We start from the raw sequence: 17,836 nt of genomic DNA, 5'->3' as shown, positions 1-17,836 counted from the left end.
CGTTCCGCATCGGCGCCCCTTATAGGGAGCATCGCTCCGTTTGCCGTTCGGCACACCTTAGCGCGCCGGGTCCGGGTGACCGCGGGGCGACGGCGGGCGGGGTCACGTGCCGAAGACCCGCTCCCGGTGCACCCGCCAGCGTTCCATCATCTCCGCGATCTCACCCTCCACGAACTCGAAGAAGGCGAGCGTCTCGGCCATGCGGCGGCCCGCCGGGGTGTCGGGGCCGAGGCTGGTGACGCCGTCGCGCAGGGCGTTCTCCCAGCGCTTGATGACGGCCTCACGGTTGGTGAGGGCCTCGTACCACTGGTTGCCGCGCACCCGGTAGCGCTCGCGGCGGGAGCCGGGTTCGCGTTCCCGGGCCACCATGTGCTGCTGGGAGAGGTAGCGCACGCCGCCGGACACCGCGGCGGGGCTGACCCGCAGCTGTCCGCCGAGTTCGGCGGAGGTCATCGTGCCGTCGTCCGAGGCGAGCAGCGCGGCGAAGATCCGGGCGGGCATGCGCTGCATACCGGCCTCGACCAGCTGGGCGGCGAAACTCTCCACGAACTGGGACACCGCCTCGGGGTCCCGCTCCGGTCCACGCTCCGGCCCCGGCTCGGGTTCGCGCACACGGGGTTCGTGTTCGGCTGCTTCCGTCATGCCTTGATCATCTCCCCACGCATCACCCGGCGACCGTCCGTTTATACGCTTCCTTAACTTCACAAATTTCTGAAGTAAGCGTACGTTCTGAAGCATGACCACGGCAAACTCCGCCACCTCCGCCATCGAGGTGTCCGGCCTGCACAAGTCCTTCGGCCGGACGCACGCCCTCGACGGGCTCGACCTGACCGTCGAGACCGGCGAGGTGCACGGCTTCCTCGGCCCCAACGGCGCCGGCAAGTCGACCGCCATCCGGGTACTGCTGGGCCTGCTGCGTGCCGACGCCGGCACCTCGCGGGTGCTCGGCCGCGACCCCTGGAAGGACGCGGTGGAGGTGCACCGCAGGATCGCGTACGTCCCCGGGGACGTCACCCTGTGGCGCAACCTGTCCGGCGGGGAGGTCATCGACCTCTACGGCAGGCTGCGCGGAGGGCTCGACACGCGGCGGCGCGCGGAACTGATCGAGCGCTTCGAGCTGGACCCGACGAAAAAGGGCCGCACCTACTCCAAGGGCAACCGGCAGAAGGTCGCCCTCGTCGCCGCCTTCTCCTCCGACGTGGACCTGCTGATCCTCGACGAGCCGACCTCGGGCCTCGACCCCCTGATGGAGGAGGTCTTCCAGCGCTGCGTGGAGGAGGAGCGCGGGCGCGGCCGTACGGTGCTGCTGTCCTCGCACATCCTCAGCGAGGTCGAGGAGCTCTGCGACCGGGTCAGCATCATCCGCAAGGGCCGCACCGTGGAGACCGGTTCGCTCGCCGAACTGCGCCACCTCACCCGCACCAGCGTCTCCGCCGAACTCGCCGGTCCGCCCAACGGGTTGTCGCAGCTGCCCGGCGTCCACGACCTCGACATCCAGGGCAGGCGCGTACGCCTCCAGGTCGACACCGACAAACTCGACGCCGTGCTGCGGCAGTTGAGCGAGTCCGGAGTGCGCTCGCTGACCTCGACACCGCCGACCCTGGAGGAGCTGTTCCTGCGGCACTACCAGGACGAGGTGTCCCGATGACGACCCTCACCGCGACGACGCCGATCGGCAGAAGCTCACGCCAACTGGCGGGCACCGGAGTCCTGTTGCGCTTCGCGCTGCGCCGCGACCGGGTGATGATCCCGGTATGGGTCGCGGTGGACGCGCTGATGGTCCTCTCCATGCCGAACACCCTCAAGGCCCTCTACGCCACGACGGCCGAACGCGCCTCCCTGGCCCACCAGGTGGCCGCCAACGCCTCCTACCGCGCCCTGATCGGGCCGGTGTTCGACACCTCGGTCGGCGGGATGACGGCCTGGCGGTCCGGTGTCTACGCGGGCTCCCTGGCCGCCGTGATGAGCCTGCTCGTCGTCATCCGGCACACCCGGGACGAGGAGGAGAGCGGCGTCCAGGAGCTGGTGGCGTCCGGCATGGTCGGCCGCCGCGCCTCCCTCACGGCGGCCCTGCTGGCCGCGGCCGTCGCCGACGCCGTCCTCGCGCTGCTGATCACGGCCGGACTGGCCGCGCAGGGCGCGGCGGGGGCGCTGGCCTTCGGGCTCGGGCTCGGAGCCGTCGGCCTGTTCTTCGCCACGACCGCCGCGATCGCCGCCCAGCTCACCGAGAGCGCCCGGCTGGCCCGCGGGATCGCCTCGGCGGCCCTCGGCGCGGCCTTCGTACTGCGCGCGGCGGGCGACTCGGCGTCGGACGACGGCTCCTCGCCGGCGACCTGGCTCTCCCCGCTGGGCTGGCTGGAGAACCTGCGCGCCTTCGCGAACGAACGCTGGTGGGTGCTCCTGCTGTTCGCGGCGGCGGTGGCCGGCCAGGCGGCCGTGGCGTACGGGCTGGCGGGGCGCCGGGACGTCGGCATGAGCTTCTTCCCCACCCGCCCCGGCCCGGCGCACGGCGGCCTCGCCTCGGCGGGCGCGCTCGCCTGGCGGCTCCAGCACGGCAGCGTGCTCGGCTGGTCCATCGGCTTCTTCCTGGCCGGTGTGATCTACGGCGGGCTGACGGAGGGCGCGGCGGACCTCGTCGGCGACAACGAGAACGCGCGCGAGGTCTTCCAGCGGATGGGCGGCCAGAGCGGCTTCACGCACGCGTTCCTCGCGGCCATGATCGGCATGCTGGGCCTGATCGCCTCGCTCTACGTCGTCTCGTCCGTGCTGCGGCTGCACGCCGAGGAGACCTCCGGCCGGGCGGAACCGGTGCTGGCCTGCGCGGTGAGCCGGGTGCGCTGGGCCGCGGGCCATCTGACGATCGCCTTCACCGGCTCGGCCCTGATCATGCTCCTCGCCGGCCTGGGCTTCGCGGTCGGCTACGGCAAGGAGGTCCCCGCGATCCTCGCCGCGTGCGTGCTCCAGCTGGCGGCGGTGTGGGTGATCGGCGGAGTGGCGGTGCTGCTCGTCGGGGTACTGCCCCGCGCGGCGGCGGCGTCCTGGGGCGTGGCGGTGGCGGTCCTCCTGATCGGCTGGGTCGGCCCGGCCCTGAAGGCCCCCCAGCTCGTCCTGGACCTCTCCCCCTTCGGCCACCTCCCCAAGCTCCTCGGCGCCCCGATGCACTGGACCCCGGTACTGCTCCTGCTGGCCCTCGCCGCAGCCCTGGTGACAGCGGGGCTGACGGGGCTCCGGCACCGGGATGTGATCACCAACTGAGCCGGAGGGGCCGACTGAGCCGGAGGGGCCCGAAGCGTTCCGCCGGACGGGTGGTGGTCAGCGCACCTCCACCTCGAGACCCCGCAGCCCCCTGATCACGAAGTTCGGCTTGCGCTCCGGTTCCGCCGTCAGGGCCAGGGCCGGGGCCCGCCGGAGGAGGGCGGTGAGGGAGGCGGTGAGTTCGAGGCGGGCCAGCGGGGCGCCGATGCAGTAGTGGATGCCGGCGCTGAAGGAGATGTGCGGGTTGTCCGGGCGGGCGAGGTCCAGCCGGGCGGGATCGGTGAAGACCGCCGGGTCGTGGTTGGCGGAGCCGAAGAGCATGGCGATCTCCGCGCCCCGGGGGACCGTCGTGCCGGCGATCTCGAGGTCGTCCAGGACCCAGCGCTCGAAGAGCTGGAGCGGGGTGTCGTAGCGCATCAGCTCCTCCACGGCCGTGGGGACCAGGCGGTGGTCGGCGCGCAGGGCGGCCAGCTGGGCGGGGTTGCGGAACAGCGCCCACCAGCCGTTGACCGTGGCGTTCACGGTGGCCTCGTGGCCCGCGTTGAGGAGGAGCGCGGCGGTGGCGATCATCTCCGTCCCGGTGAGGCGGTCCTCCTCGTCGTGCGCGGCGATCAGGGCGGAGACCAGGTCGTCGCCGGGGGCGGTGCGGCGGGCGGCGATCAGGTCGCGGAGGTAGGCGGAGAACTCGGCGGAGGCGCGGACCGCGCGGGCCGCCGTGTCCTCGGTCGGGTTCAGCTCGTACATCCCGCAGATCGCCGCCGACCAGGGCCGCAGCAGCCCCCGGTCCGCCTCCGGTACGCCCAGCATCTGCGCGATCACCGCGACCGGCAGCGGCTCCGCGACGTCCGCCAGCAGATCGCCGCCGCCCCGCTCCACCAACCGGGTGACCAGGCCGTCCGCGACCTCCTCGACGTACGGCTTCAGCCGCTCGACCGTGCGCGGGGTGAACGCCTTCGACACCAGGCGCCGGATACGGGTGTGGTCCGGCGGCTCCAGGTCGAGCATCCCGTGGTCGTTGAGGGTGTGGAACGGCTCGTGCTCCGGCGGGGGCGCGGTGCGGCCGAACTCCTCGTGGCTGAAGCGGTGCAGGTAGGTACGGCCCAGACGGCGCTCGCGCAGCAGCGCGGAGACGTCCGCGTGGTGGGGGACCAGCCACTGGCCGGTGGGCTCGTAGTACACGATCCGGCCGCGGGCGCGCAGTTCGGCGTAGGCGGGGTACGGGTCGGCGAGGAACGCCGGGTCCCAGGGGTCGAAGGCGAGGCCGGAGACAGGTGCCATGCACGGACGCTAGCCCGGCCGAAGCGGTTCTGAACAGGAGGGACTTGCCCGGCCGCCCGGCCGCGCCCCGGCCCGGCGTCCGCCGTCGGGCCGGTCCGGCTCCGTCACCAGGCCAGTTGCGCGATCTCCTCGGCCGCCACCGCGCAGGCGTCGGCCGCCGGGTCGATCAGCGGGAAGTGGCCCACGTCCTCCAGCAGCGTCAGCCCGATCACCTCGCCGGCCTTCGCCGCCGCCTCCGCGTACGCGTCGGCCACGGCCATCGGGACGACCTCGTCGGCGCGGCCCTGGACCAGCGTGGTCGCGGTCCCGGTCGGCAGCAGCAGCGCCGGGTCGGCGTACGGGCGGCGCTCGGCGAAGTGATCGTCACCACCGAGGAGTTGGCGGGAGGCGTGGCCGCAGACGGCGAGCTTCTCGGCGACCTCGAAGTCGGCGATCGGGGCGAGGGCGACGACACCGCGCAACGGGACGGGCGCGTCGGTGCGCCAGGGCGCGTCGGCGGGCAGGACGTGCCGGGCCGCCGTCCACAGGGCGAGATGCCCGCCCGCCGAGTGCCCGACGAGCACCGTGCGGCGCGGGTCGGCCTGCGGCAGGACCTGCCCTGCGAGGCCGGGCAGCGCGTCGATCGCGGCGGCGACGTCGTCGAACGTCTCCGGCCAGCGTCCGGCGACCGGCCCGCCGGACGGGCCGCCGGCACCGTCGTCCGGCACCGCCCCGCGCCGGTACTCCACACTGGCGACGGCGAAACCCCTGGCGGCCAGGAAACCGGCGAGCGGACTGATGTGCACCCGGTCGTACGGCGCCCGCCAGGCACCGCCGTGCAGCAGGACGACCAGCGGCGCCGACTCGTCACCGGCGGCGCCCCCTGCCGTACCCGGCGCGAAGAAGTCGATCACCTGGTCGGGGTGGTCACCGTAGGCCGCCGTGGCGTCGGGTTCGACGGGCGGATGCCCGAACGCGGACGCCTCCTCGGCGGCGGCCCGGGCTATGGCGGCGTCGTCCGGCATGCTGCACCCTCTCTGCGGCCAGGGGACTGTCCGGCCGTTGGCCGGGACGGTACCAGCCCGTGGACCCCCCACGCGGCCCAGCCGCCTCTCCCGCCGCACCGCGTTCCCCGCCGCACCGCGTTTCCGCCTCCGGCCGTCCGCCGGAGCCGTAGCCGCAGCCGCCTACGCGCCGTCCGTCCAGTACCGCTGGAGCCGGCCGACCGCCTGCTCCTCGGTCAGGGCCGCGGCCTCCGCGTCGGTGAGCCCCACACGGTGGATCAGCAGGTGCACCACCTCGGCGGGCACGGCATCGGCGAGCTCCGCGGTCCGGCGGCACCCCGTGCGGTGTCCGTGGACGTCCGGCAGACATCCGTGCCGGGTCTGCGTCCGCGCGCGAGCACCTCGATGGCACACTGCGTGCCATGACGACACACCGGAATCTGCTCGACGGCCCCGAGCCGACCTATCTGCCCGCCGACGAGGATGCGTACCGGATGCTGGACGAGGAGTCCGCGGCCGCCGTGGAGGTGGCGGCGAGGTATCCGTCGTTCTCGCCCGCCTGGGCGGTCCTCGCCGACGAGGCCTTCGCCGCCGGGCGGGTCGTCGAGTCGTACGCCTATGCGCGCACCGGGTACCACCGGGGGCTGGACGCGCTGCGGCGGGCCGGGTGGAAGGGGCACGGGCCGATCCCGTGGAGCCACCGCGCCAACCAGGGCTTCCTGCGCTGCCTCGGCGCGCTCGCACGGGCCGCCGGCGAGATCGGCGAGGACGAGGAGTACGAGCGCTGCCGGCAGTTCCTGCGGGAGAGCAGCGCCGAGGCGTACGACGAGCTGACCGAGAAGTAGAGGGCAGGGCTACCGCCGCTCCAGGGGCGGGGCCGTCAGACTGCAATGCCTGCGGCACTCGGGGTGACGGCAGTCCGGGGCCGGGCGGCGTACCAGGGCGAAGGCCAGCGCCGCCCCGGCCAGCAGGACCCCCGCGCAGATCGGCATCGCGGCGCGGAACGCGCTGTCGAACGCGCCCGGCGAGCGGTACGCCTCCGGGCTCATCCCCGTCAGCAGCGGCAGCGCCGCCACCGCCATCAGGCCCGCCGCCCGGGCCGCCGCGTTGTTGATGCCGCTGGCCAGCCCGGCCCGCTCGGTGTCCACGGCGGCCAGCACGGTCGCCGTCAGCGGGGCGACCAGCACCACCATCCCGGTGCCCATGACGACGAGGGCGGGCAGCACGTCCGTCACGTACACGGCGTGTTCGCCGACCCGCAGCATCAGCAGCATCGCCGCCGCGCACAGCAGAGGGCCCGCGGTCAGCGGGATGCGGGGGCCGATGCGGTCGGCCAGCTCGCCCGAGCGGGCCGAGAGGAGCAGCATCAGCACCGTGGGCGGCAGCAGTGCCGCGCCCGCCTGGAGGGCGGAGTAGCCCGCCACCACCTGGAGCTGGAGCGCGGTCAGGAAGAAGAAGCCGCCGAACGCCGCGTACACGCACAGCGTCACCAGGTTCACCGCCGTGAACTGGCGTGAGGTGAAGATGTCCAGCGGCATCATCGGGTCGGCGGTGTGTCCCTCGACGTAGAGGAAGGCCGCGGCCGCCACCACGCCGGCGACCGCCGTCACCGTCACCGTCGCCGGGTCACCGTGGCCCGCCTCGATCAGGGCGTACGTCAGCAGGGCGAGGGAGACGGCGGCCAGGGCCGCGCCCGTGATGTCGAAGCGCCGGTGGGACGTACGGTCTCCCGGGGCCGCCGATTCCGGGACGTGCCGTAGCGCCACCGGGACGCAGAGCAGGGCCAGCGGGATGTTCAGCAGGAACACCCAGCGCCAGCCGGGGCCGTCCACCAGCCAGCCGCCCAGGAACGGGCCGATCGCCGCGCCGATGCCGCCGAAGCCGGACCACAGCCCGACCGCCCGGCCCCGGTCGTCGGGGTGGAAGGACGCCTGGATCAGGGCCAGGGAGCCGGGGGTGAGGAGTGCCCCGCCGACGCCCTGGAGGGCCCGCGCGGCGACCAGGACACCCGCGCTCGGGGCGAGACCGCACAGCAGGGACGCCGTCGCGAACCACACCACGCCCGTCACGAAGATCCTGCGGCGGCCGTACCGGTCGCCGAGCGAACCGCCGAGCAGGATCAGGCCCGCGAGTGTCAGGAGGTAGGCGTTGACCGTCCACTGGAGCGCCGCCAGGTCGGCGCCGAGGTCCGCACCGATGTGGGGGAGGGCGACGTTGACGACCGTCGAGTCCAGCAGGGCCATCATCGAGCCGAGCACCGTCGTCAGCAGGATCCAGCGCCCCCGGGAGGAGTCCAGCCGCACGGCCGGGCCCACGGACGCGGCTACGGGCAGCGGGCCCACGGGGGCGGACGGCGACGGGGGTGGGGGCGGGGAGTCACGCCGGTTCGGCGGGTCCGGGGGGTCGGCTTCGGGCATCTCTTCGGTATACCCGCCCGCGCCCGGGATACGGAGAGCCCGGCGCCGTTCTTCCGGCGCCGGGCTCTTCCGGCCGAGGGGGGCGGCAGCGGGCGGCTGCCGTGTCCCGCCCCGCTTACTTGATCTTCGTGCCCGCCGAGCGCAGCGCCTGCGCGGCCTCGACGACGCGCTTGGCCATGCCCGCCTCGGCCAGCTTGCCCCAGGTGCGCGGGTCGTAGGTCGACTTGGTGCCGACCTCGCCGTCGACCTTCAGGACACCGTCGTAGTTGCGGAACACGTGGTCCACGATCGGACGGGTGAAGGCGTACTGGGTGTCCGTGTCGAGGTTCATCTTGACGACGCCGTTCTCCAGCGCGGTCGCGATCTCCTCGGCGGTGGAGCCGGAGCCGCCGTGGAAGACGAAGTTGAACGGGTTGGCCTTGCCGTACTTGGCGGCGATGCCGTCGTTGAGCTCCTTCAGCAGCTCGGGACGGAGCACCACGTTGCCCGGCTTGTAGACGCCGTGCACGTTGCCGAAGGACGCGGCGAGCAGGTAGCGGCCCTTCTCACCGAGACCGAGGGCCTCGACGGTACGGACGGCGTCGTCGAGCGTCGTGTAGAGGGAGTCGTTGATCTCGTGGGAGACACCGTCCTCCTCACCGCCGGTCGGGGTGATCTCGACCTCGAGGATGATCTTCGCGGCGGCGGCACGGGCCAGCAGCTCCTGCGCGATCGCCAGGTTGTCGGAGAGGGTCTCGGCGGAGCCGTCCCACATGTGCGACTGGAAGAGCGGCAGACGGCCGGCCTTCACACGCTCCTCGGAGATCGCGAGCAGCGGGCGGACGTAGCCGTCGAGCTTGTCCTTGGGGCAGTGGTCGGTGTGCAGGGCGACGGTGACCGGGTACTTCTCGGCCACGACGTGCGCGAACTCGGCGAGACCCACCGAGCCGGACACCATGTCCTTGTTGTACTGGCCGCCGAGGAACTCGGCGCCACCCGTGGAGATCTGGACGATGCCGTCGCTCTCCGCCTCCGAGAGGCCGCGCAGCACCGCGTGCAGGGTCTGGGTCGAGGTGACGTTGACGGCCGGGTAGGCGAACTTGCCTGCCTTCGCCCGGTCGAGCATCTCGTTGTAGACCTCGGGGGTTGCGATGGGCATCTGACCGCTCCTTGTATCCGCGGGTTGAGGTACAGCGTGTGCTGCGTGGTGCTACGGCCCTGAGTGTGTCCGGCCTCGTGTCGTGTGGCCCTGACCCGGCCCATGGTGCGACGCCATTGTCAGCCCCATCTTTCCAGACCCGGCCCGATGCTCCAGTCCCCCGCATCCGTCCCGATAGGGCCGTTCGTCCCGGTACGTACGGGCCGCTCAGTCCAGACCCAGTTCGTCCTTCCCGAAGGCGTAGAGGTACGGCACCCCCGCGCCCACCTCGATCTTCTCGGCCGCGCCGGTCGCCCGGTCCACGATGGTGGCGACGGCGACGACCTCGGCGCCCGCCTCCCGCACGGCCTCCACCGCGGTGAGCGGGGAGCCGCCGGTGGTCGAGGTGTCCTCCACGATGAGGACCCTGCGGCCCGCGATGTCGGGACCTTCGACCCGCTTCTGAAGACCGTGGGCCTTCGCCGCCTTCCGTACGACGAACGCGTCCAGCCTGCGGCCGCGGGCCGCCGCCGCGTGCAGCATCGCCCCGGCCACCGGGTCGGCGCCCATGGTCAGACCGCCCACCGCGTCGAAGTCGAGACCGGCCGTCAGGTCCAGCAGCACCTGCCCGACCAGCGGGGCGGCCTCGCCGTCCAGGGTGACGCGGCGGAGGTCGACGTAGTAGTCCGCCTCCAGGCCCGAGGAGAGGGTCACCTTGCCGTGCACCACGGCCTTGTCCTTGATCTGCCGCAGCAGGGTGCCGCGCACGTCGTCCGTCATGCCTGCCAGCTTAGAGGCGGCGCCGGATCCGGTCAGAAGCGGCGCCGGACCGGGGGCCGGGCGGGGCGGGGCGGGGTCGGACCGGGGGCCGGGCGGGGCGGGGCCGGGGCCGGTCAGAGGTGGCGCCAGGTCCAGGTCGTCGCGGCCTCCAGCGGCTCCAGCGGGGTGACCAGGCGCGGGAGGGTGTTGAGGCCGTTCGGCGGGCCGGTCTGCGGTTCCACGCAGACGGCGGCCTCCTGCTCGTCGTAGACGACCACCCACTCCTCCCGGCTCGTCACCCTCAGCTCCAGCCGGCCTGGCCAGGTGAGGGTGACGTCGACACCGCCGGGCATCCCGAAGCAGTCGTCCCAGGGGCCGGGGCGCGGGTCGGTACGGGTGCCGGTGGGGAGGTGGTCGGCGCCGCGCTCCTCCTGCCAGGCGGGCGCGAAGTCGAGCCGTACGCCGGCGCCGTCCAGGGTGCGGTGGAACCAGGGGTGCCAGCCGAGCTGCGCGGGGAACGAGTCGCCGTACGTCTCCACGGACATCGTGAGCGTGATGCTGTCCGGGCTCAGCGCGACCATCTGGGTGACCCGGCCCGGCCAGGGCCAGGGGTCCGTCAGGTCGTACGTGATCACCGCCTCGTCGGCCGAGACGCGGGCGGTGCGCCAGGCGCCGTCGCGGGCGGTGCCGTGGATGGCGTGCGGCGGGGAGTTGAGGGGGAGCCGGTGGACGGTACCGCCGTCCAGGAAACGGCCGTCGCGGGTCCGGCCGCACCAGGGGACCATCGGGAAGCAGCCGAAGCGGTCGCCCTGGCGGAGGAGTTCGGTGCCGGCGATGCGGAGGCCGGTCAGTCTGCCGCCGTCGGCGGGGGCGAGGGTCGCCTGCGCGTCGCCTGCGGTCAGGGTGATGTCTGCGGTCACGGTGCGACCCTACGCCGGGCGCCGGGGCGGGGTTTCGTCTTCCCACCCGCCCACCCGCCCACCCGCCCACCCGCCCACCCGCCCACCCGTCCCGGTCGGTCGCCTCCGCGCCGCACCGGGGCGCCGCCGCTCAGCGTCTGCGGCGCAGCATCCTGCCCAGCACGATCGCCGACGCCACCACCAGCGCGGCCGCCGGGGCCACCCAGCGGAGGGTGACGTCACCGGCCACGGTCTGCGGCACGGGCACGGGGGCGTACCGGCCGCGGGGCGGGGCGTGGTCCACCTCCTCCGCGCTGCGGCCGATCATCGTACGGCGCGCGTGCGCGGCTTCGGCGGGCGGCCGGGGGGACCCGGGAAAGCCCGCGGCGGGGGGACCGGGGGGCTCGGCGGGGCCGGCAGGTTCGGACGGCTCGGCGGAACCGGACGACTCAGCGGGACCGGCGGGCTCGGCAGGACCAGCGGGCTCAGCGGAACCGGACGGCTCAGCAGGGCCGGCGGGTTCGGCGGGGCCGGGCGGTTCGGGGGTGGTGGCCTCCGTCTGCGCGGGCTCCGCCTTGCCGTCGGACGGCGACTCGGGCGATTCCAGCGGCTCCGAGGGTTCCCCGGCCACCGGGGGCTTCCCTGCTGCCGCGTGCTCCGCACCCACCGGGGGCTCCTCCGCTGCTGCGGGCTCCTCCGGTGCCCGGGCCTCTTCCGCTGCCGCAGGCTCTGCCGCCGCCGAGGGGGGCGCCGCCGGTGTCGTCGGCTGTTCAACCGCCGTCGGCTCCTCCGCCGTTGCGGGCCCTGCTCCCGTCGGGGGTTCTTCCTCCGTGTCCGCCGGTGGGGACTGTGTCGTTCGCGCGAGGTGTTCCGCGAAACGGTTCAGCAGGCGGGTTCCCGCCGCCGCCACCGTTTCCCCGGGGAGTTCCGTGAGCCGGCCCGTCGCCGTCGCCGTGCCGCCGAAGGCCAGCGTGGTGCCGTCTCCCGACTCCCGCAGCCGCAGCGTGAGGGCGAGGTGCGCCGTGCCGCCGCCGCGGACCTCGGTGGCGTCGGCGTCGAGGGCGTACCCCTGCCCGGCGCGGGCGGTGACGCGCACCGACCCCCGGTAGGTGATCGTCGTACCGCCGACGCGGACCTTCAGGCGCCCGACGACGGCCCCCTCGTCAGCACCCTGCTCACCGCCACCGCCGCCCCCGCCGGACGAGGCGTCCCGCTGGAGTCCGGGGATCGCGCGGGCCACCCGGGCGGGGTCGGCGAGCGCCGCCCTGAGCAGGTCGGCCGGTACCGGAACGAACACCTCATGCTCCATGTCGGCGGAGCCTACCCAGCCCCGGCCCGGATTCCCATCGGTTCGGCCCCGCCGTCCGGCACCGTTCAGTACTGCGGCTGCACCAGCGTCGACGGTGCCACGCCCGGCACCCGGGTACGGTCCGCCGCCCTGGCGTCGGCGGTGAGGGCGGACTGGGTGAGCGTCCGCAGGAACGGTTCGCTGCCGTCGACGCGGAGGACGGGCGGCCGTACGGAGGCCAGCACGAAGCCCCAGTCGCGCGGTGCCCCGGCCGCCGCGCCGGAGGTGCGGCCGCCCACCCGGTAGGGCGCGGTGCGCAGTCCGGCGGCCCGGACGGTGGCCTCGACCGTCCAGAAGACGCGCGGGCGGGAGTCGACGGGCCCCGCGGACACGACGAGCCGTCCACCGGGCGCGAGGGCGCGGCGGACGAGGCCGTAGAACTCCTCGGAGTAGAGCTTCGCGCCGGACGAGACACCGGGGTCGGGCAGGTCCGCGACGACCACGTCGTACGACGCCGCGGGCAGCGCGCGCAGCCGGGAGAAGACGTCGGCCGTGGTGACGTGGACGCGCGGGTCGGCGTAGGCGTGCCGGTTCAGGCGGGCGAGCGCCGGGTCGTGGCGGGCGAGCCGTACGACGTCCGTGCCGGGCTCGACGATGTCCACCCGGCGCACCCCCCGGTGGCGCAGCACCTCGCGGGCGGCGAGCCCGTCACCGCCGCCGAGGACGAGGACGCGGGCGTGGCGGCCGTGCATCGCGGGGTGCACGAGGGCCTCGTGGTAGCGGCGCTCGTCGTGTCCGGCGACGCGGAGACGGCCGTCGAGGAACAGGTCGAGGGGCCGGCCGCCGGTGCCGCCGGTGAGGACGACCTCCCGGCCGCCGGTCTGCACGGCGACGCGTACGCCCGCGCCGTAGACCGCGCGGCGGGCGGCCCGTTCGAAGTCGTCGACGAGGACGGCGGCGGAGGCCAGGACGGCGAGGACGGTGACGTCGGCGACGAGCAGCAGCCAGCGGCCTCGGCGGCTGAGGTCGCGGCGGAACAGCCCGAGGACGAGGGCGGCGCCGGCGGTGACGTTCACCGTCCCGGTGAGCAGCGCGCCGGTCAGCTGGCCGAGGAACGGCAGGAGGAGGAAGGGGAAGGCGAGGCCGCCGACCAGCGCGCCGACGTAGTCCGCGGCGAACAGGTCGGCGACGGCGCCGCCCGCGTCCTGGCGCCGGATGCGCTGGATCAGCTCCATCAGCAGGGGGACCTCGGCGCCGATGAGCAGGCCGATGACGAGGGAGAAGGCGACCAGCAGCAGGCGGGGTCCGTCGGCCCACAGACCGCCCCAGTCGGCGGTCCAGGCGAAGGCGGCGTACAGCACCATGGCGCTGCATCCGCCGACGAGGGCGAGCCCGGCCTCGACGCAGCCGAACCCGGCCGCCGCGAGCCGGCGCAGCCGCTTCGCGGCGAGCGAGCCGACGCCCATCGCGAAGACCATCACGGACAGCACGACGGACGCCTGGGTGACCGAGTCGCCGATCAGGTACGAGGCGAGGGCGACGAGTTCGAGTTCGTACACCAGACCGCAGGCCGCACAGACGAAGACGCCCAGGAGGACGAGGAACCGGCCGGTCGCGGGCCGGACGGGCAGCCGCGCCGCGTCTCTGCCGAGCGGCCGGGTTTCCGCCGGGCGGATCGTCGGTGAACCTGGGGATGCCGGTGCGCGCGGTTCGATCACCCTGCGACGTTATGTCACGGATGCATCACGTCACGTCACCCACACGTGTGAAACGGGACCGTTGGGCGGGCGCGCGCACACCTGCCGTGCGCCGCGGGGCCGCCGAGCCTCCGGTACTCCCCCGCCCCTCCGCTCCCCCGCTCCCCGTTCACCCGTACTGCGCCGCCGCGGGCACCCGGGTCCCCACCCGGGTCCGCGTCGCCACCAGCTGCCCGTCCTGCGGGTACGCGTGCCAGGTGCGCCAGTGCACCTGGCCCTCGTACCGCTGGGCGAGCAGCGCGGTGAACGCGTGCGGGCTGCCGGGGAAGACGCCCGCGAGCCCGTGCGGATGGTCCGCGACCAGTGCCAGCAACTCCTGTGCCCGGCCCGCGAACTGACCCGGCGACAGCATCTCGACGCGCGCGGCGAACTCGTACTCCCAGTCGCCGACCCGCTTGGCCACGCCCAGCGGCAGGGGGGTGCTGGACCCCGCGATGCACGCGACCGTCTCCGAGCAGTGGCCCCCTCCCTCCTCGAGCAGCACCTGGTGGGACGCGCCGAGAAGTCTCAACTGGAGTTTCGCGCTCGCCAGTTCCAGGTCGAGCGTGGCGAGTGCGGGGAGCGGCTCGCGCCCCAGGGCCCAGGCGAGATCGGCCGCGCGTGTATCGGTGTAGGAGGTGTTCAGGGTCGTGAGCATGGATCGGCTCCGCTGGCGCGCAAGGAGAGGGGTGCGGTCCGGCCTGCCCCGATGACACCAGGGGCACCGGCCGGAACAGCCCAGTCGAGAGGGGGCGTCCTGCGGACGACCGAGGGGCTGCGTTGGTGATTTAGAGGGAATCATGAACTGTGGTGCCGCCACAGCGTTTTTACCCAACTTCGTGGGGTTTCCATCCCTCAGAGGGCCCTACAGCTCATCTGTTCACTCACCGGTGCGCGCCCGGTCCTGACAGGCGCACACCGGTACGACACCTTCCTCCCCGGTCTCTCACATCAGCCACCACCCCCGCAGCCGCCACCGCCACCACAGCCACCGCCCCCGCCGCAGCCGCCTCCACCGCCGCACGAGGAGTGCCCACCTCCGTCACCGCCGCCGTGGCCGCCACCGTGGCCGCCGTGATGCCCGCCGGAGGAGGACCCGCCACCGGCGCCGTCCGACCCCGCCCACCAGCTCGAGTGACTCCCGCTCCCGTACGACCGCGAGGACCGACCGGACCGACCGGACCGGCCGCCGCCCCGCCCCCTGCTCACCGGCCGGTTCCTGCCCCGGCTCCGCCGTGCCCTGCCGATCACGGACCCGAGAACCAGGACCGCGACCACCGCCAGGATGATGCCGAAACCCATGGCGTCACCCTCCTTCCGTTCCCCCGAAGCGGCCCCCCGTGGGCGCCCCGTCACCCGCGTGACCCTCACGCGGTTCAGCGTGACCGGGGGATGCCCGGCCCTCCTGCGGCCCAAAGCGGAGTTGAGGAACTTCTGAGGGTCTATCAACGCGAAAGGCCCCCGACCTGCCCAGATAGGCAGATCAGGGGCCGTCGTGGTCTCACTGGGCCGTCTGTGGGCCGTGATCTTCCTCAGAGAGACGCTGGAACACGGAGTCGATGGCACGGCGGGCACGCTCGCGGCTGTCCGGCATGAGGTGCGCGTACACCCGCAGCGTCAAGGCCGGATCGGCGTGTCCCATGTACTCACTGACGGCCTTGATGTTCTCCCCCGCGTCCAGTAGCGCCGACGCGTAGAAGTGCCGCAGGGCGTGCATCCCGTGCGCGCGGGCCGACTCGTGCTTGCCGTTCTCATCCGCCTCCGGGATGAGTCCCGCAACCGCGAGAGCGGGCTTCCATTCCTTGATGTTGAAGTTGCTCCGCCACACCATGCCGCCCTGCTCAGCCGTGAAGATCAGGCGAGCGGAGACCTTCGGCCCTTCCGGCACGTTCCACGGCAGGGTGACCTCTACGGGCTTGTAGGCGTCCATGTGCGCGCGAAGGGCATCCGCCACCGAGCCGGGCAACGGCACCTCGCGCTTCTTGCCTCCCTTGGGTAGGGCGAACACGGGGTGCCCCTCAACATGCTTGATCTGTCGGACTACATGCAGGGTGCGCCCCTCGACGTCAATGGCCTCTTCAGCCAGCCCGAACACCTCCCCCTGCCGCAGGCCGCACCCGGCACCGACGTCGACCATCGCTCGATACCGCTCCAAGAGCGCCGCGCGAACGGCGAACACCTGGTCGGGCACCCACGGGACCACGAGGTGAGCGTCAGCCTTGGGCCGCCGCACGGTTCGCGCGCTGCACGGGTTGCGCGCCAACAGCGAGTCGTCGACAGCCGCGGACAGGACCGACTGAACGTCCGCGAAGATGTTCCGCGCGTAGGCGGGGCTCACGCCCGGCTTGGCTTCCAGCGCGGCGACCAGGTCGCGGATGTGCTCGGGCCGGAACGTCCCGACCGGCCGGGAGCCGAGCACCGGGTAGACGTGCAGCCGCAGGCGCCGGCCAAGCTCCTTCCGGGTCATCGGGCTTGAAGTCTTGCTGTCCAACCACTTCTCGGCGTACTGGCGGAAGGTGATCCGAACGGACTTCGGGTCGGTGTACTGACCGCGCGTCATGTCCGTTTCAACGGCGCTCAGCCACTTCTCGGCGAGCCGCTTCTGTCCGTCGCGGAAGCTCTTGGACTTCTCTGTGCCGTCGGGCCCGACGTAGCGGGCGCGGTAGCGCAGGCCGGTCCCGTAGCGGTCGGTCTTGACGCGGACGGTCTTGCCATCGGCGCCGGTCTCGGCCTTGAACCAGCGGTCTTGGATGTGGCCAGCCATGTGGGCTGTCCCCTCTCGGTAGCAGGGCGCGGCGGGGGCCCGGTGGGGTCCGTCCGGCCGGTTTCGGGGTGTGCTGGGCCTGGCCCGCTACTCGCTACGGGCCTGATCACTGGGGGTTTGGGGTGCTAGCGGGGTTGCTACCGGTAGCGGGTGGGGGTGCTACCGGTAGCACCTCTCGGCGGTGCCTCAGGGAGGCAGGGACAGGGGGTGCCGGGGGCTTTCTGACAGGGGTTTCGGGGGTGCCGGGCGGGGTGCCTCCCTGCCTCCCTGAGGGGGTGTCCGTGCTGGTCAGCGAGAGGGAGGCGGGGCAGGGAGGCGGTGAGGGAGTTCTCCCTCCCTCCCTGGCCCGACGGCCGGTGCCTCCCTGCCCCGCGGGGTGTCCGCTCGGGCCCGGCGGGGAGGCGACGGCAGGGGGTCGGAGGGACTTGCGGAGGGGGTTTCCGGGTGGGTTCCGGGGGCGCCTCCCCGCCTCCCCAAACTGCTGTTCGCGCTGGTCGGTGCGGGGGATGCGGGGTGGGGAGGCGGTGGGGGAGTTCTCCCCGCCTCCCCCGCCCGGCGGCAGGTGCCTCCCCGCGCTATTCCCGGTCGTTGCGGGGTGTTCGGCGGCGGGGTGACGCCCCCCTTTACCTCCTCTACTTCGCAGGTCGCGGGCCCTTACCTCCCCCTCTACCGGGGTAGAGGGCTCCCCTTACCCGCAGGCGGCGGGTAAGGGATTCTGCGCCGCTGAGCCGCGGGGGTGGCCGGGGGCCGGGGGTAGAGGGGGAGGGCTCTACCCGGGTCGGTTGCCGCGTGACGAAACCCGCGCCAGCTGTCCGGGTTTCGTCACGCGCCCCGGTCCCGTCCCGGTGGCTCAGGCCGCGTCGTCGAGGGCGGTCCGTTCCGCCTCCCATGCCTGCACGGCGGCGGGGTTGAAGCGGAGGTAGCGGCCGACGCGGAAGCCGGTCGGTCCGATGCGCTTGCGGCGCCACTGGTAGACGGTCTCGACGCTAGGGAGGCTGAACATGGTGACCAGGTCTTCGGGGGTGAGGTAGCGGTCAGGGAGGCCGCCGCGCAGGGTGGTGCGCAGGTCGGTCGGCTCGGTGGTGGCCATGACGGTGGTGACTCCTCGTGTCCATGGGTGTGGTGCGTGGGAGTGGTGCCGGTCGCCGTCCTAGAGAGTTGGTGTATCTCAGCGTCCGCAGCGCTCCAGCGTCCGCACGGCCGCGTTCATGCAGGTCAGTGGGGGTGAGGGGTGTGGACGCTGGTGTGGACGCTGCGGGCGCCGGACGGTTGTAGCGTCCGCAACGTCGACGTGTCCGGGCCGCTGGTGTGCGGCCCGGCCCGGAAGGCTTTCCGGCTAC

Annotated in this window: 16 protein-coding genes; 3 read left to right on the top strand and 13 right to left on the bottom strand. The window is 73.4% G+C overall.

Annotated elements, in window-relative coordinates:
* Positions 1-102 precede the first annotated feature (102 nt).
* Positions 103-642 (bottom strand): MarR family transcriptional regulator, encoded by a 540-nt coding sequence (locus ABZ862_RS07650; protein WP_360953874.1) that lies wholly within the window; start codon positions 640-642, stop codon positions 103-105.
* 94 nt (positions 643-736) lie between these two features.
* Here ABZ862_RS07650 and ABZ862_RS07645 point away from each other — a divergent pair, with 94 nt between their 5' ends.
* Together ABZ862_RS07645 and ABZ862_RS07640 are read left to right on the top strand one after the other, a co-directional pair.
* On the top strand, positions 737-1,648 hold the full coding sequence (locus ABZ862_RS07645) for an ABC transporter ATP-binding protein (protein ID WP_360953871.1): 912 nt from the start codon (positions 737-739) through the stop codon (positions 1,646-1,648).
* Complete coding sequence (locus ABZ862_RS07640) at positions 1,645-3,255, top strand: ABC transporter permease (RefSeq protein ID WP_360953868.1); 1,611 nt, start codon at positions 1,645-1,647, stop codon at positions 3,253-3,255. The genes ABZ862_RS07645 and ABZ862_RS07640 overlap by 4 nt, the downstream gene beginning before the upstream one ends.
* 57 nt (positions 3,256-3,312) lie before the next feature.
* Here ABZ862_RS07640 and ABZ862_RS07635 read toward each other — a convergent pair whose 3' ends face one another.
* From ABZ862_RS07635 to ABZ862_RS07625, 3 genes are all read right to left on the bottom strand, one after another.
* The gene (locus tag ABZ862_RS07635) at positions 3,313-4,533 is read right to left on the bottom strand and encodes a cytochrome P450 (RefSeq protein WP_360953865.1); all 1,221 of its coding nucleotides are present in this window, start codon (positions 4,531-4,533) and stop codon (positions 3,313-3,315) included.
* 104 nt (positions 4,534-4,637) lie between these two features.
* Positions 4,638-5,537: an alpha/beta hydrolase gene (locus ABZ862_RS07630; RefSeq protein ID WP_360953862.1), complete on the bottom strand. Its 900-nt coding sequence runs from the start codon at positions 5,535-5,537 to the stop codon at positions 4,638-4,640.
* Positions 5,538-5,699: 162 nt separating this feature from the next.
* On the bottom strand, positions 5,700-5,822 hold the full coding sequence (locus ABZ862_RS07625) for a hypothetical protein (protein WP_360953859.1): 123 nt from the start codon (positions 5,820-5,822) through the stop codon (positions 5,700-5,702).
* 116 nt (positions 5,823-5,938) lie between these two features.
* Between ABZ862_RS07625 and ABZ862_RS07620 the strand changes: the two genes are divergently transcribed.
* On the top strand, positions 5,939-6,361 hold the full coding sequence (locus ABZ862_RS07620) for a DUF3151 domain-containing protein (protein WP_360953856.1): 423 nt from the start codon (positions 5,939-5,941) through the stop codon (positions 6,359-6,361).
* A 9-nt stretch (positions 6,362-6,370) separates the two neighbouring features.
* Here ABZ862_RS07620 and ABZ862_RS07615 read toward each other — a convergent pair whose 3' ends face one another.
* The 9 genes from ABZ862_RS07615 to ABZ862_RS07575 form a co-directional block, all read right to left on the bottom strand.
* The gene (locus ABZ862_RS07615) at positions 6,371-7,933 is read right to left on the bottom strand and encodes an MFS transporter (protein ID WP_360953853.1); all 1,563 of its coding nucleotides are present in this window, start codon (positions 7,931-7,933) and stop codon (positions 6,371-6,373) included.
* Positions 7,934-8,048: 115 nt separating this feature from the next.
* A complete protein-coding gene (gene fbaA, locus ABZ862_RS07610) occupies positions 8,049-9,071 on the bottom strand; it encodes a class II fructose-bisphosphate aldolase (RefSeq protein ID WP_360953850.1) in 1,023 nt (340 codons plus the stop codon).
* A gap of 207 nt (positions 9,072-9,278) precedes the next feature.
* The gene (pyrE, locus tag ABZ862_RS07605) at positions 9,279-9,830 is read right to left on the bottom strand and encodes an orotate phosphoribosyltransferase (protein ID WP_360953847.1); all 552 of its coding nucleotides are present in this window, start codon (positions 9,828-9,830) and stop codon (positions 9,279-9,281) included.
* Between the two features lie 113 nt (positions 9,831-9,943).
* The gene (locus ABZ862_RS07600) at positions 9,944-10,729 is read right to left on the bottom strand and encodes an aldose 1-epimerase (RefSeq protein ID WP_360953844.1); all 786 of its coding nucleotides are present in this window, start codon (positions 10,727-10,729) and stop codon (positions 9,944-9,946) included.
* A gap of 130 nt (positions 10,730-10,859) precedes the next feature.
* Positions 10,860-12,017, bottom strand: coding sequence for an SRPBCC family protein (locus ABZ862_RS07595; RefSeq protein ID WP_360953841.1), 1,158 nt, complete (start codon positions 12,015-12,017; stop codon positions 10,860-10,862).
* Between the two features lie 65 nt (positions 12,018-12,082).
* Complete coding sequence (locus ABZ862_RS07590; protein WP_360954515.1) at positions 12,083-13,672, bottom strand: polyamine aminopropyltransferase; 1,590 nt, start codon at positions 13,670-13,672, stop codon at positions 12,083-12,085.
* 190 nt (positions 13,673-13,862) lie between these two features.
* Complete coding sequence (locus tag ABZ862_RS07585; protein WP_360953838.1) at positions 13,863-14,390, bottom strand: DUF2617 family protein; 528 nt, start codon at positions 14,388-14,390, stop codon at positions 13,863-13,865.
* Positions 14,391-15,233: 843 nt separating this feature from the next.
* Positions 15,234-16,496, bottom strand: coding sequence for a site-specific integrase (locus ABZ862_RS07580; RefSeq protein WP_360953835.1), 1,263 nt, complete (start codon positions 16,494-16,496; stop codon positions 15,234-15,236).
* Between the two features lie 850 nt (positions 16,497-17,346).
* A complete protein-coding gene (locus ABZ862_RS07575) occupies positions 17,347-17,586 on the bottom strand; it encodes a helix-turn-helix domain-containing protein (protein ID WP_360953832.1) in 240 nt (79 codons plus the stop codon).
* Between the last annotated feature and the right edge of the window lie 250 nt (positions 17,587-17,836).

Origin of the sequence: Streptomyces sp. NPDC047000, assembly GCF_040644295.1 — a bacterium.
Classification (GTDB): Bacteria; Actinomycetota; Actinomycetes; order Streptomycetales; family Streptomycetaceae; genus Streptomyces.
Note: the sequence above shows the minus strand (reverse complement) of the source record. Positions and strands in the feature narration are given on the sequence as shown.

Coding starts and splice junctions, on each gene's coding strand:
- ABZ862_RS07650 (WP_360953874.1), bottom strand. CDS start 642: ATGACGGAAGCAGCCGAACACGAACCCCGTGTGCGCGAACCCGAGCCG.
- ABZ862_RS07645 (WP_360953871.1), top strand. CDS start 737: ATGACCACGGCAAACTCCGCCACCTCCGCCATCGAGGTGTCCGGCCTG.
- ABZ862_RS07640 (WP_360953868.1), top strand. CDS start 1,645: ATGACGACCCTCACCGCGACGACGCCGATCGGCAGAAGCTCACGCCAA.
- ABZ862_RS07635 (WP_360953865.1), bottom strand. CDS start 4,533: ATGGCACCTGTCTCCGGCCTCGCCTTCGACCCCTGGGACCCGGCGTTC.
- ABZ862_RS07630 (WP_360953862.1), bottom strand. CDS start 5,537: ATGCCGGACGACGCCGCCATAGCCCGGGCCGCCGCCGAGGAGGCGTCC.
- ABZ862_RS07620 (WP_360953856.1), top strand. CDS start 5,939: ATGACGACACACCGGAATCTGCTCGACGGCCCCGAGCCGACCTATCTG.
- ABZ862_RS07615 (WP_360953853.1), bottom strand. CDS start 7,933: ATGCCCGAAGCCGACCCCCCGGACCCGCCGAACCGGCGTGACTCCCCG.
- fbaA (WP_360953850.1), bottom strand. CDS start 9,071: ATGCCCATCGCAACCCCCGAGGTCTACAACGAGATGCTCGACCGGGCG.
- pyrE (WP_360953847.1), bottom strand. CDS start 9,830: ATGACGGACGACGTGCGCGGCACCCTGCTGCGGCAGATCAAGGACAAG.
- ABZ862_RS07595 (WP_360953841.1), bottom strand. CDS start 12,017: ATGGAGCATGAGGTGTTCGTTCCGGTACCGGCCGACCTGCTCAGGGCG.
- ABZ862_RS07585 (WP_360953838.1), bottom strand. CDS start 14,390: ATGCTCACGACCCTGAACACCTCCTACACCGATACACGCGCGGCCGAT.
- ABZ862_RS07580 (WP_360953835.1), bottom strand. CDS start 16,496: ATGGCTGGCCACATCCAAGACCGCTGGTTCAAGGCCGAGACCGGCGCC.
- ABZ862_RS07575 (WP_360953832.1), bottom strand. CDS start 17,586: ATGGCCACCACCGAGCCGACCGACCTGCGCACCACCCTGCGCGGCGGC.